The sequence below is a fragment of the Xenorhabdus bharatensis genome, from assembly GCF_037996705.1.
Lineage (GTDB): Bacteria > Pseudomonadota > Gammaproteobacteria > Enterobacterales > Enterobacteriaceae > Xenorhabdus > Xenorhabdus bharatensis.
Genome location: NZ_JBBMXG010000001.1, coordinates 119,946 through 145,371, shown reverse-complemented (window position 1 = coordinate 145,371; position 25,426 = coordinate 119,946). Strand labels below are relative to the sequence as shown.

General features: G+C 42.8%; 14 protein-coding genes, 2 tRNA genes and 1 pseudogene. 10 read left to right on the top strand and 7 right to left on the bottom strand.

Translation table 11 applies throughout. The features are described 5' to 3' along the window. Positions 1 to 7 precede the first annotated feature (7 nt). The gene (pgaA, locus tag AAC855_RS00655; RefSeq protein ID WP_340607736.1) at positions 8 to 2,509 is read right to left on the bottom strand and encodes a poly-beta-1,6 N-acetyl-D-glucosamine export porin PgaA; all 2,502 of its coding nucleotides are present in this window, start codon (positions 2,507 to 2,509) and stop codon (positions 8 to 10) included. Positions 2,510 to 3,289: 780 nt separating this feature from the next. On the opposite strand from pgaA, the gene menF reads away from it, so the two are divergent. From menF to AAC855_RS00620, 7 genes are all read left to right on the top strand, one after another. Beyond that, entirely contained in the window at positions 3,290 to 4,600 is a 1,311-nt protein-coding gene (menF, locus tag AAC855_RS00650; RefSeq protein WP_340607735.1) for an isochorismate synthase MenF, read from the top strand. A gap of 211 nt (positions 4,601 to 4,811) precedes the next feature. Next, positions 4,812 to 6,521 carry a 2-succinyl-5-enolpyruvyl-6-hydroxy-3-cyclohexene-1-carboxylic-acid synthase gene (menD, locus tag AAC855_RS00645; protein WP_340607734.1) on the top strand — a complete coding sequence of 570 codons (1,710 nt, stop codon included), beginning with the start codon at positions 4,812 to 4,814 and terminating at the stop codon, positions 6,519 to 6,521. Next, positions 6,518 to 7,306 carry a 2-succinyl-6-hydroxy-2,4-cyclohexadiene-1-carboxylate synthase gene (menH, locus tag AAC855_RS00640; protein ID WP_340607907.1) on the top strand — a complete coding sequence of 263 codons (789 nt, stop codon included), beginning with the start codon at positions 6,518 to 6,520 and terminating at the stop codon, positions 7,304 to 7,306. The genes menD and menH overlap by 4 nt, the downstream gene beginning before the upstream one ends. 12 nt (positions 7,307 to 7,318) lie before the next feature. Further along, positions 7,319 to 8,176 carry a 1,4-dihydroxy-2-naphthoyl-CoA synthase gene (gene menB, locus AAC855_RS00635; RefSeq protein ID WP_340607733.1) on the top strand — a complete coding sequence of 286 codons (858 nt, stop codon included), beginning with the start codon at positions 7,319 to 7,321 and terminating at the stop codon, positions 8,174 to 8,176. Further along, positions 8,176 to 9,171, top strand: a complete 996-nt coding sequence (menC, locus tag AAC855_RS00630) for an o-succinylbenzoate synthase (RefSeq protein ID WP_340607906.1) — start codon at positions 8,176 to 8,178, stop codon at positions 9,169 to 9,171. The genes menB and menC overlap by 1 nt, the downstream gene beginning before the upstream one ends. After that, on the top strand, positions 9,162 to 10,595 hold the full coding sequence (gene menE, locus AAC855_RS00625; RefSeq protein WP_340607732.1) for an o-succinylbenzoate--CoA ligase: 1,434 nt from the start codon (positions 9,162 to 9,164) through the stop codon (positions 10,593 to 10,595). Before menC ends, menE begins: the two co-directional genes overlap by 10 nt. Positions 10,596 to 10,703: 108 nt before the next feature. Further along, entirely contained in the window at positions 10,704 to 11,246 is a 543-nt protein-coding gene (locus tag AAC855_RS00620; protein ID WP_340607731.1) for a YfaZ family outer membrane protein, read from the top strand. A gap of 65 nt (positions 11,247 to 11,311) precedes the next feature. On the opposite strand, the gene tyrP is transcribed toward AAC855_RS00620, so the two are convergent. Continuing rightward, positions 11,312 to 12,517 (bottom strand): tyrosine transporter TyrP, encoded by a 1,206-nt coding sequence (tyrP, locus tag AAC855_RS00615; RefSeq protein WP_340607730.1) that lies wholly within the window; start codon positions 12,515 to 12,517, stop codon positions 11,312 to 11,314. A 420-nt stretch (positions 12,518 to 12,937) separates the two neighbouring features. After that, the gene (locus tag AAC855_RS00610; protein ID WP_340607729.1) at positions 12,938 to 14,176 is read right to left on the bottom strand and encodes an MFS transporter; all 1,239 of its coding nucleotides are present in this window, start codon (positions 14,174 to 14,176) and stop codon (positions 12,938 to 12,940) included. 1,422 nt (positions 14,177 to 15,598) lie between these two features. Between AAC855_RS00610 and AAC855_RS00605 the strand changes: the two are divergent. Further along, positions 15,599 to 15,887: pseudogene (locus tag AAC855_RS00605) on the top strand (tyrosine-type recombinase/integrase); the annotation flags it as partial. Between the two features lie 37 nt (positions 15,888 to 15,924). On the opposite strand, the gene AAC855_RS00600 reads toward AAC855_RS00605, so the two are convergent. Beyond that, positions 15,925 to 16,000, bottom strand: a tRNA-Thr gene (locus AAC855_RS00600). 6 nt (positions 16,001 to 16,006) lie between these two features. Next, positions 16,007 to 16,094 (bottom strand) — tRNA-Ser (locus AAC855_RS00595). A 212-nt stretch (positions 16,095 to 16,306) separates the two neighbouring features. On the opposite strand from AAC855_RS00595, the gene rcsD reads away from it, so the two are divergent. Continuing rightward, a complete protein-coding gene (gene rcsD / locus AAC855_RS00590; protein ID WP_340607728.1) occupies positions 16,307 to 19,006 on the top strand; it encodes a phosphotransferase RcsD in 2,700 nt (899 codons plus the stop codon). Positions 19,007 to 19,014: 8 nt separating this feature from the next. Then, entirely contained in the window at positions 19,015 to 19,665 is a 651-nt protein-coding gene (rcsB, locus tag AAC855_RS00585) for a response regulator transcription factor RcsB (protein ID WP_340607727.1), read from the top strand. A 37-nt stretch (positions 19,666 to 19,702) separates the two neighbouring features. On the opposite strand, the gene rcsC is transcribed toward rcsB, so the two are convergent. After that, positions 19,703 to 22,555 (bottom strand): two-component system sensor histidine kinase RcsC, encoded by a 2,853-nt coding sequence (rcsC, locus tag AAC855_RS00580; protein ID WP_340607726.1) that lies wholly within the window; start codon positions 22,553 to 22,555, stop codon positions 19,703 to 19,705. Positions 22,556 to 22,717: 162 nt separating this feature from the next. Then, positions 22,718 to 25,372 carry a DNA topoisomerase (ATP-hydrolyzing) subunit A gene (gene gyrA / locus AAC855_RS00575; protein ID WP_340607725.1) on the bottom strand — a complete coding sequence of 885 codons (2,655 nt, stop codon included), beginning with the start codon at positions 25,370 to 25,372 and terminating at the stop codon, positions 22,718 to 22,720. Positions 25,373 to 25,426: the final 54 nt, after the last annotated feature.

Below are 25,426 nucleotides of genomic sequence, written 5' to 3'. Positions count from 1 at the left end.
AAATCCTTTAGAACCGATACGTTAAATCAAAAGCAGCTTGCAGGTTTTTTTCGCGTCTACCGTCATAAGGGCGTTTATCCAGCGTGAGCCTCACGCCTGCATCCACAACATCATTCCACTTAATACGTTGCCCATAACTGACCGTAGTTATCAGCCCTCCGCCATAATCTTTCTGCCAGTATTCGCCGATGCCTGTTGTGAGTTGCTGGCTCCAGACGGTCTGATAATGCCGATAAATGATGTGATCCGCTTCCAACGCCGGGAGCAGGGTAAAATCATTTTTGGGATTAAAATAGGGGGTATTTTGCTTGCTGTTATGGGTTGTACCGACTTCCAAAGTCGCATCGAGTTTCAGATAAGGCGCGGTATAGATGCGTTGCATTCCGTTGATGGCATAAGCAAACCGGTTATTACCATCGGAAAAAAAGGAGGGCGCAAAACTGGCACTCCACTGGCTGCGTTCGCTGTATCTCCAGCGGCTATAGATTTGCCCGCCATTAGCGTAAATATTATTGGTTAATGCTCGCAGGGGAGTGTTTCGTGCCCGCCGTTCTGCTGATCCGCCCAAACGCCATTCATCATTAAAATCGTACCATCCTGCAAAACGCAGGCCGACCTTATTACCGTGACGATAATTGCGGCCAGAAACCTCACCTTCCAGCCAGATATCCCGTGCCCGCCATTCTAAACCGCCACGTAAATCAAGGTTTAATCCACGGCCTTCGCCGAACTGAGCGCGGTTATATGCACCACCGGCAAACAGACGCCAGTTATCGTTAATGGGAGGGCTATAAATTACAGCATCGATGTCTGAACTGCTTTTACCGCTGGTGGGGCTGTCTGAATCAATGCCCTGATTAACTCTGACACGCAGCTCTGACATATGATGAACATTGCGCAGGCGGTTAAAACGTTTGCCCAGCACATTCTCTGGTGCGCGGGAGATGACATCATCAGCCAGTAAATCAACCTGTTTCCACTCCTGCAGTGCTAAAGCGGTATAACCTTGCTGGATTTCCAGTGATAAATTACGGTGATCAAGCCCTTCAGCCTGTTTTAACTCACTTTCTGCCCGACGAGGCCAGCCTCGATCCAGCCAGATTGCGGCCAGATCGAGACGCAATTTTTGGTTGGAAGGGGCTGTACGGGCTAAATGCGTAAAGCGCTTTTCAGCTTCAGGTAAATCTTCATTAAGTTGTGCTGATTCCGCCAGAAATTGCTGCCCTTGCAACCAGCCATCATTAGGAACCCGGATTGGAGAACCGTAAACATTAACCATATAAACATTACGTTGTTTGATATTGGCAGCGAGTTTTTGAGCTTCATTTAAATGTTCGCTTTCCACATCGGAATAAAAAAGCACGCTGTCATCTTCCAGTGTGATATGGGAAGTCGAAATTTCTTTATCCGGGTATTTCCCGTTCGGATAACTCAGCGGACGCAGAATGTTTCTTGCTTTATCTGGCTGGCGAAGATTCAGATAGGCTGCCGCAGCCCACTTATGGGCATAATCCGGTATTTCTGTGTTTTCTTCCGTTGATGACGGTTGTTGCAGGCGTAAATATTCTTCAATAAGTTCCTGTGTCCGAAAGCGGGCAAGTAATGCCCCAAGGCGATCAATTCTGGCTCGTCGATAATCCTGCTGGGTATCAGGATGTTCACGCCACGCATTGAGCATATGCTCATAACGGGCAAGTGCTCTGTCAGCAATATCAAACCGTTCTGTTTCACTGCGATTAGGGATTATAGCAAGACGCACTAATTCAGCCGCGGCATCGGCTTCCAGCCTGCGTTGTTGACCCGGGGATAATTGTAATTTCGAGGTATATTCTTGTTCTAAAAGCCATGCAGGGCCATTAATACGGTTGTTTTTCAGACTGAACAGGTAATCGTGAGTGGTATTTTTATCATTGGGGAAACGCTCATGGGCGGTGGAGAGCATCTCCATGGCATCCCATGTGCGCCCGGCTGCTTCATCAACATAGGCCATTAAACGGTAATTAGCGGCATTAGGATGTTGTGCCAGTAACCTTTTTGCCAGCCGCCGGGCTTCATTGTCCCGTTTGGCATCTGCCAGCGTCATAATCAGGCCTGCCTTTAGATCGTGATCTCGTTCTTCAAGGACAGAGGCCAGATGCCATAATTGGACGGATTGTGTCCATTGGCGCTGATTGCGGTAAGCCCGCGCCGCGGCAGCAATGCCTCTGGCGGGTAATTCCATAGAATGATAGCGTTGCCAAAGCGCAATAACTTCATTATCCCGCCCCGCCCAGCCTGCAATTTGTAACCAGTCAGCAACCTGAGAAGGCGAAAGTTTCCGCCGCTTTTCTTCTTGACGAATATATTCAAGCATGGGGATGGTATTGCCATTTCTGGCTTGCAGGATTAACTCGTCATAATCCGCTTTGGCGGCTTCTGACGTTATTAGGCAACTTAGTGATACGAATAACGATAATAGTTTATACCGATATCTATGAAAGCCTATCGGCTTAAAATAAAGATATAGCACGACATCCCCTTTTATACTGCTTATTTATAAAACAGCAGAATCAGACGAAGTAAGATTGAATTTAGATTAAGAAAAATTTTTTGTTTCTTCATTTTTGAAGAGGCGAAATAATACGTATTGTGTGACTTTATATCAATGGCTAATTCATGAAAAGCTATAAATAAAATGTAATTAATTTTATTCCGCCATATTATTACACTTAGAATAAGTAATATCAGCTTGTTACATTTATTTGTAATAAATAAATTAATTTAAAAATCAATTTGTTATTATTTTAAGATTTTTCTTATGGTAATTTATAATTAAATAAGTTCATTTAATTTAGAATTAATAAAATATATTTATTAACAGTATTGATATTCTTCATTGATGATTCGTTTTACTGTTTTAAGTAAATCTTGATTGTATTTGTTCTACTTTTATCTTCATCAATTTTTCGAATATGGTCTATATTATTTTGCGACGGTTGTTTTATAAAAAATATCTGTTTTTATGATTAAATATGGTATTTAGGCTTTGTGTTGTTTATTTTGAAAATTAAATCTCTTTTATCTGAGAGGGATGATGCATGATCGGTGGTTTTACCCATTGGAATGAGTGATATTGTGCTCGATTTTTTTGATCAAAAAACACAGGGAATCGATAAAGAATAGCGAATTTAACATTGAATGCCTTCCCCGAAATTAACCACGTTAACAACCATATAAACAATAAGTACTTTAATAATTCCGGCTGGTTCGTATAATCCTGCCTTTTATTATGTAGTTAGTGAGGAAAATTGTGGATCAGATTGCCAGCATTATCGCTAATGTATGCGAAACTCTCCGTGCCAAAAGTGTTAGCGAAGTGGGTATTCAGTCGTTCAGTTTTCCGCTCTCTGTCACCGGTGAGACTGACTGGTTGGAATGGTTGGCTGCTCAGCCGCATTACCCACAATTTTACTGGCAACATCGCGATGGACATGAAGAAGTTGTTGCCTGTGGGCAAATTCGCCTCTTCAAGAATGCCGTTCAAGCAGAGAGTTTCTTAAACCAACATGCTCAATTTCCTCAAATGCGTATTTGGGGCTTGAACGCGTGGGAACAGGAAGAAAATACAGATAATGAAGAAAATTATCTGTTCTTGCCACAAATAGAAATACGTCGTTGTCATCAGGCCACTTATTTATATCTGAATATTGATGGGCTGGCTGATATCGATAACATTGATTCTTTTCTCAGAAAAATCGCACCCCGCCAGCCATTCCAATTATCTCGTGTAACGATTTTAAATACCACGCACAGGCCCGAATGTGAGCAGTGGAATACATTGCTGGAGCAGGCTCTGGATGCCATTACCCGCAAGAAAATGGAAAAAGTGGTCATGGCTCGAAAAACAGAACTCATGCTGGATATGCCTTTGCAAGCGGGACAATTTATGGCAGCCAGCCGTGAGGTGAATCATCATTGTTATCACTTCATGCTTGCTTTCAGTGATACACGGGCCTTCCTTGCTTCCACGCCCGAGCGGCTCTATTTCCGCCACCAGCGACAGTTATTTACTGAAGCTCTGGCGGGAACAACTATAAATTCTGACGACGATCAAAAAGCAGAAGAACTGGGACAATGGTTATTAAAAGATAAAAAGAACCAGCATGAAAATTTGATTGTGGTGGATGATATTTGCCAGCGTTTGCAGGGAGGTGTGACAGCAATCGATGTTGCTCCGCCTGATGTCATTCGTTTACGTAAAGTCCAACACTTGCGCAGACATATTAATGGTTTTTTAAATCAGGTCTCGGACAGTGATTGCCTGAGACGTTTACAACCAACGGCTGCTGTTGCCGGTCTGCCACGGGAAGCCGCCCGGCAGTTTTTGGCTGAGAATGAACCTTTTCGCCGGGATTGGTACGCCGGCTCTGCCGGGTATTTGGGGCTTGAGCAGAGTGAATTCGCCGTTTCGTTGCGGTGCGCGTATATCGATGGCGCTTTATTGTCATTGTATGCCGGGGCAGGCATTGTTTCCGGCTCAGACCCCGAACAAGAATGGATAGAAATTGAAAATAAGGCCGCGGGGTTACGCTCATTACTAAGTCATTTAGCGGTGGAATAGATGTATACCCGTCGTCTTTCACGTTGCCTCTTTCTAGTGCCGCCGTGATGTAACGCGAAATCCATAGGGTATATAAGCCTTGCCAATAAAATGATATTTCTTTGAACTATCACAAGGAAAGTGTTTTTAAGGGAATGAGAACGGCAAATATCTTATATAATTCATTTTTTTAAATAATGAGTTTTCTTTTTAAATAAGTTTCGAACATCCTATGTCAAACAGCGCACTGAACCGTCGTTGGGCGGAACTTTTACTGGAAGCACTGACCCGTCACGGTTTGCGTCATGTGTGTATTGCTCCCGGCTCCCGTTCTACTCCACTGACACTTTCCGTTGTAAAACTTTCCGTTGTAAAGAAAGCTGCTGCTCAGAACGGTAAGCTGATATGCCATACCCATTTTGATGAGCGAGGGTTAGGCCATCTGGCGCTGGGGCTGGCAAAAGCGAGCGGGGAGCCCGTTGCTGTCATCGTGACATCAGGAACCGCAGTTGCCAATCTCTATCCTTCCCTGATTGAAGCTGGTTTAACCGGAGAACGGCTGGTATTTCTCACCGCAGACAGACCGCCAGAATTGATTGACTGTGGCGCAAATCAGGCTATTCGCCAGCACGGTATTTTTGCTTCACATCCATCACAAACACTCTCTTTGCCGCGACCAACCACGGATATTTCCGCCAGCTGGCTCGTCTCTGTGATTGATAATGCGATGTCCGATCTCAGGCAGGGAGGGCTGCATATAAACTGCCCTTTTGCAGAGCCTTTGTATGGTGATGATGATAAATACCAGTCATGGTTACAGACTCTGGGAGACTGGTGGCAGGGCGATCAGCCGTGGCTTCGGCAATCGATGATGACCGTGATAACCAGCGTTACTGACTGGAATGACTGGCGACAAAAACGGGGTGTTGTTCTGGCAGGGAGAATGCGAGCGGAAGAGGGGCAACTTGTTGCACAGTGGGCAAAAAACATGGGATGGCCATTAATTGGTGATGTGTTGTCTCAGACAGGCCAGCCTTTACCCTGCGCTGATTTATGGTTGAATCATCCTAGTACACAAGAAATTCTGGCAAAAGGAGAACTGGTTATCCAGTTTGGCTCCAGCCTGACCGGAAAGCGAGTATTACAGTGGCAGGCGGCATGTCAGCCAGAGGAATACTGGGTTATCGATTCTATTGCGGGAAGGCTTGATCCTGCCAATCATCAGGGGCGCAAATTTACCTGTGATATCACGGCGTGGTTACAGGAGCACCCTGCACAAACGGATCACCCTAATGCTTTTTGGGCGAATGAACTGAAAATATGGTCAGAAAAGGCATCGGAATGCGTGGCAGAAAAACTGTCGGGTAAATTCAGTGAGGCTGCGGTTGCACATCAGTTGCACCAGTTATTACCGGAAGAGGGGCAACTCTTTGTCGGCAATAGTCTGGTTGTGCGCCTGATTGATGCGCTAGGGCAACTTCCTGTCGGTTATCCGGTTTACAGTAATCGCGGAGCCAGTGGTATTGACGGGCTGATTGCAACGTCAGCCGGAGTACAACGGGCAACTGGTCAACCTACTCTGGCGATTATCGGCGATATTTCGGCACTGTATGATCTGAACAGTCTGGCTTTATTACGTGACGTCTCATCACCGATGGTACTGATTATCGTCAATAATAATGGAGGTCAGATTTTTTCATCACTGCCTACACCACAGGAAGCTCGCCAACAGTTTTATTGTATGCCGCAAAATATCAGTTTTAACCCTGCTGCGGCTATGTTTGGCCTGAATTATAGCGCTCCACAAAGTTGGCCTGAGTTAAAACAGGCTGTTGAACAGTCATGGCTGCAAAATGCTGCAACGGTTGTGGAATTAAATGTGACAGATAATGAAGGTGCGATGTGCCTGCAAACGTTATTGAAACAAGTGGCAGAACTGTGAAGCTGGCCTGTCAGACATTCAATACGAATAAACAAGGCCCATGGTTAGTTTGGCTGCATGGCCTGCTGGGATGTGGCCACGAATGGCAGCCTATTATCAGTGCCTGCAACCGGTATCCTTCTTTGGTCATTGATTTGCCCGGTCATGGTCGTTCAGCCGATATGCCGCTTGCGGATGTTTTTGATAAAGATGGCCTTGCAGAGATGAATGAGCTATTGAGTAAAACCTTACTGGCGCATCAGATCCATGATTATTGGTTAATTGGTTACTCACTGGGTGGTCGGATTGCTATGTATCACGCGACGCAAGCTCAGGCAGCGCAGGGGTTAAAGGGAATTCTGGTGGAAGGTGGAAACCCGGGGCTGTTATCCCAAGAGGAACGTGAAGCCAGATTATTACATGACAAAAACTGGGCACAGCGCTTCCGTTCAGAACCGATAGCGACAGTTTTAGCGGATTGGTATCAACAGCCTGTCTTTGCGGATTTACCTCCGGCACAGCGTCTTAGGCTCATTCATCTTCGTAGCCAGAACAGGGGCAGCAGTATTGCAGATATGCTGGAAAATACCTCACTTGGGCATCAGCCGTATCTGATCCCGGAATTACAAAAAATGGCAGTGCCTTTTATTTATTTATGCGGTGAACATGATCAGAAATTTAAGGGAATAGCGCAGCAGTTTGCATTGCCAGTAAAAATAATTTCCCAGTCTGGACATAATGTTCACAGTAGTAATCCTGCGGGTTTTTCCGCCGCAGTGAACCACTTTTTATCACTTTTTGGCTAAGGACGTTTAATCATGCTCTACCCATGCGAAGAAAAACTATATGCGCCGATTGACTGGCAAGATTGTTCCAATGGATTTGAAGATATTCTTTATCATAAATCTACCGATGGTATTGCCAAAATCACGATCAATCGCCCACAAGTGCGTAATGCCTTTCGTCCTCTGACGGTTAAAGAGATGATTCAGGCGCTGGCAGATGCTCGCTATGACGATAGCATCGGCACAATTATTCTGACAGGAATGGGAGAAAAAGCCTTCTGTGCCGGAGGCGATCAGAAGATCCGTGGTGATTACGGCGGTTATCAGGATGATGTGGGAACACATCATCTGAATGTACTGGATTTCCAGCGCCAGATCCGTACTTGCCCAAAACCTGTTGTTGCTATGGTTGCTGGCTACTCCATTGGGGGCGGGCATGTTCTGCATCTGATGTGTGACCTGACCATTGCCGCAGATAACGCGGTTTTCGGACAAACCGGCCCTAAAGTCGGCTCTTTTGATGGTGGTTGGGGGGCGTCTTATATGGCCCGGATTGTCGGGCAGAAAAAAGCCCGTGAAATCTGGTTCCTGTGTCGACAATATAATGCTCAGGAAGCACTTGATATGGGGCTGGTTAATACAGTCGTTCCTTATGCTGATCTGGAGAAAGAAACTGTGCGCTGGTGCCGTGAAATGCTGGAAAACAGCCCGATGGCGCTGCGTTGCCTGAAAGCGGCACTGAATGCCGATTGCGATGGACAGGCGGGTTTGCAGGAGTTGGCCGGGAATGCCACCATGCTGTTTTATATGACTGAAGAAGGGCAGGAAGGGCGTAACGCATTCAATGAAAAACGTCACCCTGATTTCAGTAAATTCAAACGTAACCCATGATGCGTAAAGCCACTCTTTATCACTACAGCCTGCCGATGGAGGCAGGTGTTATCCTGCGCTATCAGCGTCTGAAGACCCGCGATGGTTTTCTGGTTCATATACAGGAAAATGAGAAACACGGCTGGGGAGAAATTGCCCCGTTGCCGGAATTCAGTCGTGAAACACTTGAGCAGGCAGAACAAGCCGCAGTAGCGTGGTTAACACACTGGTGTCAGGCAGAAAAAGGTGCAGATAAAGAACCAGAACAGAGTGAATTACCTTCTGTTGCATTTGGTATCAGTTGTGCGCTTGCTGAATTGCGGGGCGAATTACCGGAAGAAGCTGACTATCGCAAAGCACCATTATGTACCGGCGATCCTGATGATGTGATCCTGCATCTGGGAAAAATGACCGGACAGAAAATTGCGAAAGTGAAAGTAGGGCTATACGAGGCTGTACGGGATGGCATGGTCGCTAATGTTTTATTGGAAGCTGTGCCTGAGCTTCGACTAAGACTGGATGCTAACCGGAGTTGGACACGCACTAAAGCCGATGGATTTGCCAAGTATGTCAACCCGGATTATCGCCAGCGTATCGCTTTCATTGAAGAACCCTGCAAAACCCGTGAGGAGTCACTGGATTTTGCTCGCGAAACAGGCATTGCTATCGCATGGGATGAAAGTGTCCGGGAAGACGGTTTCACGGTCAAAGCAGAAGCCGGTGTTGCTGCAATTATCATTAAACCCACTTTGGTTGGCAGCATTGCCCGTTGCCGTCAATTCATTACCGAAGCTCATCAGGCAGGATTGGAAGCTGTTATAAGCTCAAGTATTGAAACCAGTTTTGGTCTGACGCAACTGGCCCGTTTAGCACACTGGTTAACGCCGGATACGCTTCCGGGGTTAGATACCCTGAATCTGATCCAGTCACAACTTATTCGTTGCTGGCCAGACAGTGACATACCTTGCCTTGAATCAGACAAACTGGAAATCGCATGGAGCCATGAATGTCGTTAGTGTCGTTTAACCAATGGCCGTGGCATCACTGGGCCGCTTGTGCTCCGGAAAAACAGGCTGCCTTGTTGTATGGAAAAACCCTGACATGGCAGCAGCTAGCGATAAAAATTAATACTCTTGCAGATTGCTTCCGGCAACAGGGGGTATCAGAAGGGAGTGGAGTGATCCTGAGAGGGAAAAATAGTACCGATTTGTTACTCTGCTACCTTGCGGCTCTACAATGCGGAGCAAGAGTATTGCCACTGAATCCTCAACTTCCCGAATCCTTGCTGGTGGAATTACTTCCCCGGCTGAATATGGCATTTGTGGCTGATTTTACCGATGCCCCTTCATCGGTTATTCAGGCAACGGTACTCAACTGGCAAACTAAGTTTACAGTCACGTCAGGAAAAAGTGTTACACGGGACTTAGTTTCATGGGACTTAATTTCATGGAGTAAGCATCGTCCGGCCAGTATGATCCTGACTTCAGGATCTTCCGGGCTACCTAAAGCCGTTGTGCATTCTATAGAGGCCCACTTTGCCAGTGCAAAGGGCGTTCTTTCCTGTATTGATTTCGGTTCACATGATCGTTGGTTATTGTCACTGCCCTTATACCATGTTTCAGGTCAGGGAATACTCTGGCGCTGGCTACTGAAAGGTGCAGAATTGGTATTAGAAGATATGCGCTCTCTGGATAAGGCGTTATCCGGTGCCACTCATGCCTCCTTAGTACCAACGCAGTTGTGGCGTTGGCTGTCTCAGCCACGTGAATATAAACAGACTTTAAAAGATGTGTTACTGGGTGGGGCGATGATTCCGCAGGAGCTTGTTCAGCAGGCCGGAAAACTGGGCATTCGCTGTTGGTGTGGCTATGGTCTGACTGAAATGGCCTCAACAGTCTGCGCAAAGCGTGCAGATGGTTTACCGGGGGTAGGGATGCCATTGCCGGGAAAAGCGATCCGTTTGCAGGATGAAGAGATACAGATCAGGGCGGATAGCATTGCGATGGGGTATTGGGCTGATGGGAAATTACAGCCCCTGCTTACCGAAAATGGCTGGTTTTCAACCCGTGATCGGGGTGTTTTTAAGCGGGATGAACTGTGTATTCTCGGGCGTCTCGATAATCAGTTTTTCAGCGGTGGAGAAGGTATTCAGCCGGAAGATATTGAGCGAGTTATTAACCTGCATCCCGAAATTCAGCAAAGTTTTGTTGTTCCTGTCCCTGATCCTGAATTCGGGCATCGGCCTGTCATGGTAATCGAAACAAACTCACCTAAACTTACAACGACACTTGCTAGTTGGCTTTCGGATAAACTTGCCTCATTTCAGCAGCCTGTAGCCTGTTACTTACTGCCTGAACAGCTAAAGAGTGATGGTATAAAAATTCCACGACAGCAGGTTAAACAGTGGGTAATACAAAAATACATGGCTTACATGTCTTGATTAATTTAGGTAGTTTATTAAATTTATAGTTTATAGCGTTTACTGAATTCCAGTAAAATGGCTTGCAACAAGTAGTGGCAATTACCAATTAGAGAAGAAGGAAACGATATGAAAGGTTTTATTGCTGTCAGTGCTGCTAGTCTGCTCTTTATGGCTGGTACGGCAAATGCAATTTCTGTAAATGTTGAGGCAGGGAAGCACTATACCAGCACATCTGCGGGAATTGGTGATAAAAATGCGGGGTTCTCCCTGAACGGAAACTGGGCCCGGAGTGATCATAATGGTCAGTTGGGGAGTCTGGGGCTGGCCTTTGCGCTGCCTGTTGGCCCGTTGACAGCCAGTGTCGGCGGTAAGGCGCTCTATCTGTCGCCAAAAGTCGGAAAAGATGGTGCTGCATTGGCTGCTGGTGTTGGCCTCAGTGCAGCGGTAACGCCATCACTGTCATTATATGGTGAAGCTTATGGTGCTCCATCAGGTTTTACCTCAGGTATTGACTCTTATACCGAAGCTACCGGTGGTGTCCGTTATCTCCTCTTCAGACCACTGAGTATTGAAGCGGGTTATCGCGTGATTGATTTAAAAGGAAAAGGTGGGGATCGCAGTAACAAAGTGTCAGATGGTTTTTACATCGGCGCGGGCGTGAATTTCTGATATCTCAACTGAAATTATCCGCATCTATAAAGATGCGGATATCCCTTTCTCAGTGGCGTAATGTGTTAGCCAACCTCGGGTAGTATGCCTGTAACAATGCCAATCTGAATCGCAATGACAGCAATACCGCAAAGGAAAACGAGGACGAGTGCCGGTTTACCACCTTTTACACGATATCCCCCCTGATTTTCTTTACGGCAGCGCCAAACCAGCAGGCTGGGGAGTAACAGGGCCAGAATTGACAGCGCAACGGCAGCGAAGGTCAGAGCCATCACAAAGTTAGGGTAGAACAGGGCGCAAAGCATAGGAGGCACAAAAGTTATCAGGCCGGTTTGCAAACGCTCTTTGGCACGATTGCGGCGTTTTAGCAGATCAGCAAGATAATCAAACAGGCCCAGAGAAACCCCCAGAAACGATGTCGCCAGTGCGAGATCAGCAAACAGATGAACAGCAAGTTCGACTTTTGGTGAAGCAACAACTTCTCTGACAGCCTGCAATAGTCCATTCAGCCCTGACTGTTGTGCCAGAATCCCGACAAAGGTATTAGAAGAAATAGCACCAAGAGTGACTAATTGCCACAGGATATAAGCACTCAGCGGAATAGCACTACCGATAAGGAATATCTTCCTGAGCTTATTTGTATCCCCTCCCATATAGGCAACGATACTCGGCACACTGCCATGAAACCCGAACGAAGTAAAAATTACCGGAATGGCTGACAGAACAAGCCCTTTTTCTATTGGCATGGATATCAGGTTGATCTTGTCAACATGAGGCATCATCACACCAAGAACGAGCACCAGAAAAATGACTTTAGCCGTAAATAGCAGGCGATTAATTAAATCAACAGATCGGGTACTAATGCAGACGACACTCCCGGCGACCAGCGTAAATATAATGATCCCGATAGACACAGAAATATCTTTCTCTAACCAGGCAGATAAACTGGCAGCCAGCAACTCACCGGCACCACTGATATAGGCTGTTGTCAGAGCGTACATCAGAAATAGCATGCTGAACCCTGTTAACACCTGCCCACTGACGCCCAAGTAGCGTTTTGCGATAGTTCCCAGACCGGTATTGGCTTGATTATATTGATAAACTTCCACTAGCAGGAGTGCGGTATAACTCATCAAAGCCCATAGGCCAACTAACATGGCCAGTGTTGTACTAAAACCCACACCTGCCGCAGCCAGAGGCATGGCCAGCATTCCTGCCCCAATCGTCGTTCCGGCGACGATAAAAATACTGCCAGTAGTGCGATTCTTCACGCGATCCTCGTCTCTGAATATATTGATAAAATAGTGATAAGACTGGCAGAGTAAAGGATTGATGTATAGCTGTCAAATTCACGATACATGCATTGTAAAGAAATAATTACACAGTGTGCTAAAACTGAGAAGTAGGTTAAAAAATGAGATTGAATGAATTCATCTGATTTTGAATTGTTGCACCTGTGGAAACTCGGCGGAAAGAAAATACATTCCAGCCATAGCCTTATATTACAGATCACGGCTGTTATTCGCTTGGCAGGTTGGCGCTTTGATTATCACACCTGAACTGAGAATAACGTGTTGTAGTATGCCTGAAAGTAGAAAAGAAAAAACCCGCGATCCTGAGATAACGGGTTTTTTCTTATACAATGCCAGCTATGTGAATTGAACGGATGACTTACTGATGACTATTCGTACCTAGCGAATCACTTTGCGGTTAATGACACGCAGACGTAACACAAAAAGTAGCCAGCTAATTAACAGTAATAATCCACCACCTACTACCGTTACCCTGATATTAGAGGTATCGAGGAAACCGCCTGCCAACATAACTATCAGTGTGGCCAGCGCCTGAATGGAACTGATAGAACCCATGATTTCGCCCTGCTCATTCTCCGGTGCAAGATTTGAGATACTACTTATCAAACCAGTCAACGCAAAACCCATTGAGGTGACGAAAAGAGTAATGAATATATGCAGGTAAATAACCTGACTGACCAGTGAAATGGCTATGACGGCAAGTGATGACACCACAAGTGAATATCGCACCATATTTTCAGGTTTAGCGACTTTGGCAACGTGTCTTACCACCAGATACTGGAATAATGCATAGGTCGCTCCCATTATGGCGAGAAAAGAACCAATCTGGAATGAACTGAAACTGTAAATATCCAGCAGATAAGCGGGCAGGAAAGATTCAAACAGCCACCACCCAGCAACAAAAACTGTCCAGATAGTAAATGCCATTCTCAGCTCAGTGTGGCTGTAGGCTTTTGCAATTTGAACCAGACCAGAAAAGGCATTTATTTTTTCTTGTGTATGTTTTTCCAGAGTATCGGGATATGTAACCAAAGTGTAGATAAATAGCAGAGCAAAGATAACAGCCATAATCACAAAGGGTGTCATATACCCGTTGAACTGCCCCAGAGATACGTTAGTTAGCCAGCCTCCGATTGGCGGCCCTATCACCCAGGCCAGACCCAGAGCAGTCTGAATCATAGAGAGATTTTTAGCTTTATTTCCCGGTTCGCTGATATCCGCCATGCTTGCCTGTGCAATTGCCACATTACCCGCCATCATCCCGGCGAGCAAACGACTAAGCAGTAGTAACCCTGCTGATGCTTCAACCACTGCATAGCCACTGGCGGCAAAGGCTATAGCAGTGCCCGCTACAGTAATTAGCATCATTTTCCTGCGACCATAAATATCTGACATTTTGCCCAGTATGGAAGCACCAAAAAACTGGCCCAAAGGATAGATTGCAAGGAAAATCCCCAACATAACGACCTTTTTTTGATGATCCCAACCTTCCGGGAATAGTGAAGCTGCATCAGAAATCATCATGTGCGGGAATATCGCTACCACCATTCCCAAGCCGATAAAATCAAGTAGTGCAACCAACACCAGATACCAAATAAGACCCGGTTTTTCTTGCATTTTCGGACTCCTCAAATTTACTTATTCAATACAGATGGACTGAAGGGTTCAGTTGCCATTTGTTTTTCAATCAAATTGAGATTTATCGGAGAAAAGAAACCCCCAGTAAATGCTGCCAGAGAGGAGCTTCATTGCCGCCGCGACGCATTTTGAAATCTATTGCTCTTGAAATCGCTCTTGAAATCCATTGTGTATATATCGGCCATTATTTTTCGATTTCACCATAAGTTAATTAGTAACCAAGGTTGTTCGTTAATAATATGTGGCGTTAATTTTTATGATTTTAATTTCGTTTCAATAACCGTCATTTCCGGAAGGGAAAAGAGAAACTAATAATTGGTAGTTTATTAGTCAAATTGTTTTATTTAGTCTTATTATAAAAATATACTTGGTGACGTGGTTTTTAGTGATTTTGTTAACCTGTAATTTTGTATCTCGTTGTTTTTTTAATGTTTTCTTAATTAGATTAATGAATGACAAGGTTTTTGTGTGATAAAGCTATTTTTATGGGTATTTTAAAAATCTATTTTAGATAAATTTATTGCCGGATAAATAAGAACCATTATTGTAATCCCCATGGCAATAATATTTAAATGAATAAAACATCAACAAAAAGATGATTAGGTCAACAGCATGAATGATCACATATTCTCTACGTGAGAAAATTCAGTTTTTAATATTTACTCCTAAAATTGAGTTTTTCATTTGGTCAAGTAATTTGATCGTTATACGGGAATCACACAGACAAAGCTTGAAAATATTTGTAATTACCAATCAGAAGTGCTCAGTGGACTCAGAGCAAAATAGAATATTCAAAACAATGTATTAAGTCGTTTTTTGCAGTCCTTTACGCTCAAGCAAGATATTGAAAAAATGAGTTTATGATTTTCATCCAGCACATAAATTAACCATGATGATATCTCTACAGTCGAAAATAAAAATGCCACCTGTTCGTATGCGTAGGGTACGCGGTGAGAACGAAGTGGCAGCATGCGTTATCTGTATTTCTTTAATCACTCAGGGAATGGGTAAAGAAATATTGGGTTTAGTTTCAAGCAGTAGCTAATTGTTAAGCATTATTCGCTTTTAATTACACTGAAATGGAGTTATCAGTTTTGTAATAGTTGCTGTAAAAGGTGTAGGAAATAATGATGAAAAAGTATCTTCTCCTTTGTCTGATGGCTGGCGCAACTCTTTTAGCTTCAACACAAATTTATGCTAGTACCTGCTCTTTTGTCTGCTCGATTCTATATCCGACGGGCAGCTCCAAATGGCAAACATGCATTAAAGTATGTGAAGCATCGGATAATACACCAATAGTATCTGCTTTTAGCTATGAACCAAATAGGACGATTTATTCCCACTGTCCTCTCACCCACACTGCGTCCTAACGAACTCCAGCAACCCCAGAATTATTTGCTCTGGGTTGATGACAATACAGCATGGAAAACAGGGTTGCATCGAGCGGGTATTGAAAATTTCCGATTCCACGACCTGCGTCACACATGGGCAAGCTGGCTTGTTCAGCTGGAGTACTTTTGAGTGCATTGCAGGAAATGGGGGCTGGGAATCAATTGAGATGGTGCGACGATATGCGCATCTTGCGCTTTCTCACTTAACAGAGCATGCACAACAAATTGATGCTCTTTTCCACGATGAAGTCCCAAATATGTCCCATACTGCGTTCAGCGTCATTAGTGGGACAAAATAAAAACCCGCTATCTTGTTGAAAGATAACGGGTCTTATTTGGTGCCGGCTACCGGAATCGAACTGGTGACCTACTGATTACAAGTCAGTTGCTCTACCAACTGAGCTAAGCCGGCGAAATTTGGCGGAAGGATAGAGATTCGAACTCTAGGATGGTTTCCCATCGGCGGTTTTCAAGACCGCTGCCTTCGACCGCTCGGCCATCCTTCCATGGCGCGAGATTATGCCTATATCTCTGGGAGGTGTCTAGTCCCCGAAAGGAAAAAATTGTTATTTTTTTACTGTTTGCTCAATCTTCGAACGCCGATGGCCTTTTTATTCGCTAACCTGCTAGTATTAACACAACTCAATGACTTATTTTATTGCAAATTGAATTAAATTTAACCATAGATATCTTCACATGAAAGGTAGCCACTCAAAGAATGTATAAACAAGCACCTATTAAGCAATCTGCTATCCCCCGTTTTTATGCACTGTTTATTATTCTGCTTTTTACGTCTCTATTTTTATTTGGGTATAACTATTTTGATAGTTGGTTGATGGAGAAAAAATATGCTGTCAGTAGTGTGACAGCTAAAATGAGATTGCAGATTAAAGATTATCGTTATCACGCAGGGCATATTTTCGAACAGGCTAATTCTCAGTCACTATCTTCTCTGGGGACTGTGCCTACACTGGAAATAGGCTCGAGTATTTATTGGCTGGAAAGCAATAGCAAAAATATCGATGCGATTATTTTTGGTCGTTACAATGATTCAAGTGTGCAACTGGCCCAGAAATTATCCCATTATCTTGAAATTCTCTGGGGCTCACGCAACGAATATGAGTCTATGTATTATCTCAATGGTAAGGATAACAATTTACTATTGGTAACGACGCACCCTATTTTAAAACCGGAAATCAGATTTAAAGAAAGTTATCTGACTCTGAGTTCTGATTTTAAGCGTTCTGAAATGCTGGCTCAGTCAATAGCGCTGGATGAAAGGGAAAGTATCTCATCTATTCATTCATTGCGCGGAGAGAATATTTATTTCTATACTTATAAAGCAGCATTCAACTCACCCGGGCAATTAACCACCGTTATCGCCTTTGATCTGCCAATTAATAACCTCTTACCGGTTGATATGTCACCGGCAAATTTTCGGCTGAACTCAAATAATGAATACGATATCGACAAAACAAGTAAAGTTGATGTTTCTTTAAACGGTTTTTGGCTGGAGTTTTCTCAGCCACTGAATATTGTGCCGTATAAATTAATATATCAGGTTCCACTGAAAGCCATTGTTGTAGATTTATTACTCAGAAATATTTGGCTGTTGCTTTCGATATTGCTTTTCTTACTACTTTCATTCAGTGGGTTATTTTATATCCGCCGGCGATATATCACGCCAAATGCATCAATGGATGAGGAGCTGAAAATCAAAAAATCGCTGGAAAATGATATTGTTTCCAATATACCCATTGGGCTACTGGTTTATGATTTTTCATCAAATCAATTGATCAGTAGTAATAAAATTGCTGAAAAACTGTTGCCTTATCTTGATTTGAATAAGGTTAAGATAATGGCAGAGCAGCATCATGGTGTCATTCAGACTTCGATTGAAGATGCGGTTTATGAAGTGAAAATGTATAGCAGCCACTTATTGCCTGAAACATACCTTTTCTTATTGCAGGGTCGGGATAAGGAGGTAATGATCAATAAACGATTACAACTTGCTCAACGAGAATATGAGAAAAGTGCGTACGCCAGACGTTCAATGCTGCTAAATATTAACAATGAAATAAAAAAACCTATTCAGGAGTTGAACGATCTTGTTATCCAGTTGAAAGAAAAGTCACAAGATGAAGACCTCCAATATTCACTGGATAGGTTGCTGTTAAAATCAGAATATATTACAGATTGGATGGAAAATATTTCATTACTCAATGAGTTAGAGTCAGGTGATTGGAAGCCTGTTAATGAGGTATTTTCTTTATCCTCACAACTGGAAAGTATATTAAAAATATTTTTTCCAACACTCAATGCTAAGAGCCTGAAGGCTTATTATCATTTTAACATTCCCCATGAATCCTTATTCAATGGTGATGGGCGAGCAATAAGTAAAATAGTTTCGTTATTATTAAATTATGCTATTACAACAACCAGTTATGGGAAAATATCACTTAACGTCAGGAGTTCTGGTAAATATAGCAGCCACATACAGATTGAATTAATTGATAGTGGCTCAGGGCTTAGTGAGAAGGATCTGAACAGTTTAAGCTATCCTTTCTTACATAAGCTAGCAGAAGATAAATATTATACAAATTCTGGGTTAGCTTTTTATTTGTGCAATCAGTTATGTAAAAAAATGGGAGGAAATCTTCAAATTAACAGTAAGCTGGGGCTGGGAACGCACTATGTTGTCAGCTTACCTCTGTCTCAACAAGATGAAGATATTGAGATCCCGCAACTGTTAGAAGGAGTTATCGTCCTGATAGATATTAGTAATCCTGAAATTAAAAAAATAATCCATAATCATCTTGATAATTATGGAGCAACATATTTTGAAAAAAACACAGAAAGTGTTACGGAAGAATACGATATTATTCTTACTGATAAACAGAACAAAACAAAAAAGCCAACTATATTATTAGTAGGTAATTTAGTAGGGTTTAAGCAAATGCAAGCTGGTTTGGTTCAGTGTAATTACAATTTTGTGGGTGATGTTATCAATGCGATATCGCTGCTGATTGAAGAGAATTTCAGTTTAATCGAATCTGATGAGATCTCCTCTGATCTGAAACCAGAATCAGATTTTGTTCAAAATGTAGATAGTAATATTTGTAATACCCTTAAAAGTTATCATATACAGTTGGTAGACAGTAATTATAGGAAATTATTTATAGAGACGGTACCGATGGATGTTACTAAGCTGTATACTGATATGGAACGCTATGACTTAATATCACTTTCGCAAACGGTACACCGCCTTAAAGGTGCGTTTGCTATGTTAGACTTTAAATTGCTAAAAACATCATGTGAGGCGTTGGAACAACACATAGCAGCCAATAATGAAGTAGAAATCAAAAGTAGCATCAGCCGTATTGATTCCTTTGTCACAAAGCTGTTGCAGCCAAGGTAACCAATAATATGAATAACCTTAATGTCATTATTGCCGATGACCATCCTATTGTTTTATTTGGCATCCGCAAGTCACTTGAACAAATTGAGTGGATTAATATTGTCGGTGAGTTTGAAAATTCAACTACACTGATTAATAGTTTGCCACATATAGAAGCAGATGTTCTCATAACGGATTTGTCAATGCCCGGTGACAAATATGGCGATGGCATCACCCTGATAAAATATATTAAACGCCATTATCCGACACTGGCTATCATCGTTCTGACGATGAACAACAATCCGGCTATTTTAAGTGCAGTACTTGAACTTGATATTGAGGGGATTGTTTTAAAGCAGGGAGCGCCAACCGATTTGCCTAAAGCACTTTCTGCGTTACAAAAAGGTAAGCAATTTACACCTGAAAGTGTTTCTAAGTTGTTGGAAAGAGTGAATGCTAATGGTTACGGAGATAAGCGTTTATCGCCAAAAGAAAGTGAAGTGCTGCGTTTATTTGCTGAGGGGCTACTCGTTACAGATATTGCAAAGAAGCTCAATCGTAGTATAAAAACCATTAGTAGTCAGAAAAAATCTGCGATGATAAAACTGGGAGTTGATAACGATATTGCGTTACTTAATTACTTATCTTCAGTCACTATTGACAATGATATGGTTAAATAACCAATTATTTATTTTCTTTCAGTATAAGATCGGTGATTTATGTTGCCGATCTTATATAGGACACTAATGTTTCTTTCAGTGTTGTCAGTGATACTGGTTTTAGTAAACAATAATCCATACCGACATCAGCACAACGTTGCCTTTCTTCTGCCATAGCATTCGCTGTTATCCCAATAATGGGCTTAGTATATCCTGTACTTCTTAAATATTTCGTGAATTCATAACCATCCATATTGGGCATGTTAACATCGGTCAGAATAATATCAGTCTCGTTATTTTTCAGATGTTCAATAGCATCAAGCCCATCATGAGCCATTGCTGTTTTGAGGCCTAATGAGCTTAATTGTTCAACCAGTAAATGCCTATTGATTGGATGATCATCAACAACTAAGATTTTAGTCGTATTTAATCTGTCATCTACTTTGACCGGCATTATTTTTGTTGAAGCAGAAGAAAGAGGCATATAATTATTGTTCGATAGCAGATTATCAATGAAAGAAGCAAAATCGCTAATCTGGTAAGTGTTATGCAACCAATAATTATTGTGGGTATTTTTGGGGGCACCGATATGCTGTTCTGATATTTCAATACGGTAATGAACAGAATTATTAGTCTCAATAGGTAAATCACTGACTAAAAATTCAGAGCCAGTGATTTTATTTTCGTCATATAAAGCAATTTTAAAATGTGCCTTTGTAAGCAAATTGTACAGATATTTTTCTAAATAGTCATTGTGAATAGCTAAGACTATTTTTTGTTGAGCATGTTTTGGTGAATAGATATTAGCTTGGTATTTTTCCTTATCATATCTTGCACCGTATAACGGAAGCCGGATAGAGAAAATACTGCCAACATATTGTTGGGATACAAACTCAATCTCACCATCCATCAGATTGATTAATTTTTCACAAATAGCTAAACCCAATCCGGTACCTTGTGATGCATTCTCTTTATTAGTACTGGTTTGAAAAAACGGTTCAAATAACTGAGGCTGTAATTTATTTTCTATGCCTAACCCAGTATCTTTGATACTGATATACATATAGCCGTGTCTTATCGCAATGGATATAACAATGCAACCAGTTTCTGTAAATTTAATTGCATTATTTAACAGGTTGGAAATAATTTGCTGAAGCCTCACCGGGTCGTTATTAATGTAGTCAGGTACATCGGGTTCAATATAACAATAGAGTCCCAGATTTTTTTTCGCAATAAGAGGAAGATAATTTGAAATCACATGAGATATGACTTCTTTACAGCTGAATTCTTTCGGATCAATTTTTAATTGATTAGATTCTATTTTGGAGAAATCAAGAATATCACTAATAATTTTTAACAGCAGTGATGATGAATTATTCATTGTCGATAATAACCGGGCAGCTTCCGGTGACAATGGATAGGATTGTAGTAATTCAAGGTTTCCGATAATGCCATATAATGGCGTCCTTAATTCATGGCTCACTGTTGCTAAAAACATTGATTTTGCCTGATTAGCCTGCTCTGCGGCTGAGGCCATTTCTTGTAATGATTTCTCCATTTTAGCCCGGGTGCTGATATCAATCAGAACACAGATTGCAACTTCTTCATTGCGATAGCGTGAATGAACAAAACTAATTTGCAGATGATTATTATTACTAGTGACAACATCAATGTAGCTGCTGCTTTTATCACAAATGATATCGATAATACGTTTTTGATCTTCAAACGTCAGCATTCTAGTATAGTTATGCGCAAGTTCATTACTTAATATATTAGCGCCATCGCTAATCCGTAAAATACTGATCCCAACAGGGGCTGAGGCGACTATTTTATGATTAAACTGTTCATTTTCTTCAAGGCGAAGCGCATTATTTTCAGCAGGAGAGAACATTTTTCTCTCAAATAACCAAACAAAAAAGATAATCAGAATAGCAGAGGTGATATTCAGGAGAATACTGTTAATGACTTTATGTTTGAATGCATTAAAAATATTCACTAAGGGTTCTGAATATACCACACTGAATGATGAAGGAGCTAGGCGCCGCTTTAACAATACATGAGAAAAGTTTTCACTGTAGCCAAAATAAGGTACCTGCGTATTATAGCCAATAGTATTGGGTTTATTACCATTCTTTGCAGGATAATATAATTCAGGCTTATTATAATGATTTAGCAGTGTAAGAGTAATATTCCTGTCATGATCGGGGATAAAACTATCCAGCCTGATAGATTGTTCGACGCCCATCATTGCAATCATGTGCCCATTGCTATAAATAGGAGCAAGAATATAAAAACTACCACTGTCGGAGCTGGTATTTGGCGCTGCCCAATAGACATTTTGATTTTTCCCTTGCTCTTGGTCAAATATCAGACGTCGGTAATTCTCATAAACCATTTTTTTTAGTATGTCAGGATCTGTTATTGTACCGCGAATTGGAAAGTTCATCATGCACATACTTGGAATATCGACGACAAAAACCTGATTGATACCTTGTGGCATAACAATATTATCTTTCCAGAAGAAGAGCAGCTCATTTAATGATTTTAAGTAATGGTCTGGTTCATTACTCAGAGCGTCACAATTAGAGTGTATACTCAGCGGTGTGTACAAAAAATGGGAGTTATTATGTGGCAGGTTAATAGTTGGTTTTTTTTCATTCTTCTGGGATAAATGTTTTTCCGTCATATATTGGAGATCATGCAAAGTACTAGTCGTACTCCGAATATAGGAGAACATTATATCGTAGACAGTATTATAGTCCTGACGAATATCTGATTTACCCTTATTAAAAATATTAGTCAGATAGAAAGAGGTTAATAAGGCGCCTAATGCCCATAACATAAAACCAAGTACCCGAAAAAGGTAGCGGGATATCTTTAGTGATGTATGAAATGAAGATAGATATCTCAAGAGGTCGCCTGATGAAAATGTGGTCAATAATAACTGTTAACAGCATATACTAGTGTAGCAGGGAATACAAAGTAGCATTTGATACTAAAAAAAATCATATAAAAAAGCAGGCATTTTATACCTGCTTTTTTTAATGTATCAGTGTTTCAGAAAAAAAGAATGTTATTCCTGATTTTCTGATCCATTACTTTCTTCATCAGAAGGCGTGACTATATTACCGTCTTCATTAACGTCTTCGTCTTCATCATCATCGGGTTCAGCTACACGCTGCAAGCCAACCACTTTTTCATCTTCTGCCGTGCGGATCAAGGTGACCCCTTGAGTATTACGGCCGACAGTGCTGACTTCAGACACTCTGGTGCGTACTAATGTTCCCGCATCAGTGATCATCATGATTTGATCGGTTGGTTCAACCTGAATTGCCCCAATCACATTACCGTTACGTTCACTGACTTTGATCGAGATAACGCCCTGAGTTGCACGGGATTTGGTCGGGTATTCTTTCTCGGCGGTTCGTTTTCCATAACCGTTTTCTGTCACCGTCAGGATCTGTCCTTCTCCGCGAGGAATAATCAGAGAAACGACTTTATCTCCTTCAGCCAGTTTAATACCCCGGACTCCGGTTGCTGTACGTCCCATTGCACGGACGCCTTTCACGCGGACGGTACCATCTTCCAGCGTTTCTTCCTCTTCTTCAAGGAAGCGGACAACTTTACCCTGTGCAGAGAACAGCATGACTTCATTGCTGCCATCTGTGAGGTCAACACCGATCAGTTCATCGCCTTCATTCAGATTAACGGCGATGATACCGGCGCTACGTGGACGGCTGAATTCGCTGAGTTTAGTCTTCTTAACAACCCCGCTTGCCGTTGCCATGAAGATATTCAGACCTTCTTCATACTCACGTACCGGCAGAATAGCCGTAATACGTTCGTCCTGACCTAATGGCAACAAGTTGACAATCGGCCGGCCACGGGCACCGCGACTTGCTTCGGGTAGCTGATAGACTTTCAGCCAGTACATTTTGCCTTTGTTGGAGAAGCAAAGAATTGTATCGTGAGTGTTGGCTACCAGCAGACGCTCAATGAAATCTTCTTCTTTGATACGTGCTGCGGATTTACCTTTGCCACCACGACGCTGAGCTTCATAATCAGACAGAGGCTGGTATTTCACATATCCCTGATGAGACAGTGTTACCACAACATCTTCCTGATTAATCAGGTCTTCAATGTTGATATCAGCTGAGTTTTCGGTCAGTTCAGTACGACGTTTATCGTTATACTGCCCTTTGATGGCAAGTAACTCTTCCCGGATGACTTCCAGCAGGCGCTCTGGGCTTTCCAGAATGAACATCAGTTCAGCGATAACTTTCAGCAACTCGCGGTATTCATCAAGCAGCTTTTCGTGTTCCAGACCGGTCAGTTTCTGCAAACGCAGATCCAAAATAGCCTGAGCCTGTTGTTCGGTCAGATAGTACTTGCCGTCACGGATACCATATTCTGGCTCGAGCCATTCAGGGCGAGCGGCATCATCACCGGCCTGAGCCAGCATTGCTGCAACATTACCCAATTCCCATGGCTGAGAAATGAGGTTTGCTTTCGCTTCGGCAGGTGTAGGAGCACGGCGGATCAATTCGATAACCGGATCGATATTGGCCAGTGCAATAGCCAGTGCTTCAAGGATATGAGCACGATCGCGGGCTTTGCGTAGTTCGAAAATTGTTCTGCGGGTGACAACTTCCCGGCGGTGGCTGACAAATGCAGAAAGAATTTCTTTCAGATTAAGCAGCTTAGGTTGACCCTGATGCAGAGCAACCATGTTGATACCGAATGAAACCTGCAATTGAGTGAGAGAGTACAGGTTATTCAGAACAACTTCACCGACCGCATCACGTTTTACTTCGATAACGATGCGCATGCCATCTTTATCGGATTCGTCACGTAATGCACTAATCCCTTCGATTCGCTTATCTTTCACCAGTTCAGCGATTTTCTCAATCAGGCGCGCTTTGTTTACCTGATAAGGGATTTCATTGACGATAATGGTTTCGCGGCCATTTTTTTCGTCAGTTTCAACTTCTGCGCGGGCACGGATATAAACTTTACCGCGACCGGTACGGTAGGCTTCCTGAATACCACGACGACCATTGATAATGGCTGCTGTCGGGAAATCAGGCCCCGGGATATATTCCATCAGGCCTTCAATACTGATATTTTCATCATCAATATAAGCCAGACAGCCATCGATCACCTCAGACAGGTTATGAGGCGGAATGTTAGTTGCCATGCCGACCGCAATCCCTGATGAACCATTCACCAGCAAATTGGGAATACGGGTTGGCATGACATCGGGAATCTGCTCCGTGCCATCATAGTTAGGCACAAAATCGACGGTCTCTTTTTCCAGATCTGCCAGCAATTCATGGGCTATTTTTGACATGCGTACTTCGGTATAACGCATCGCAGCCGCAGAGTCGCCGTCAACTGACCCAAAGTTCCCCTGACCGTCAACCAGCATATAACGCATGGAGAATGGCTGTGCCAGACGTACAATCGTGTCGTAAACAGCGGTGTCGCCGTGTGGATGGTATTTACCGATCACATCCCCAACAACGCGGGCAGATTTTTTATAGGGTTTATTCCAATCATTTCCCAGTACATTCATCGCAAAAAGTACACGGCGATGTACGGGCTTCAGTCCGTCTCGAACATCTGGCAGTGCGCGTCCAACAATAACGGACATCGCATAATCCAGATATGAGCTTTTCAGCTCTTCTTCGATATTGACCGGGGTGATTTCTCTGGCAATGTCGCTCATGGAGCCACTGTCCCTCATACTCCGAATTCAAAGGCTTAGAATTATACCACAAAT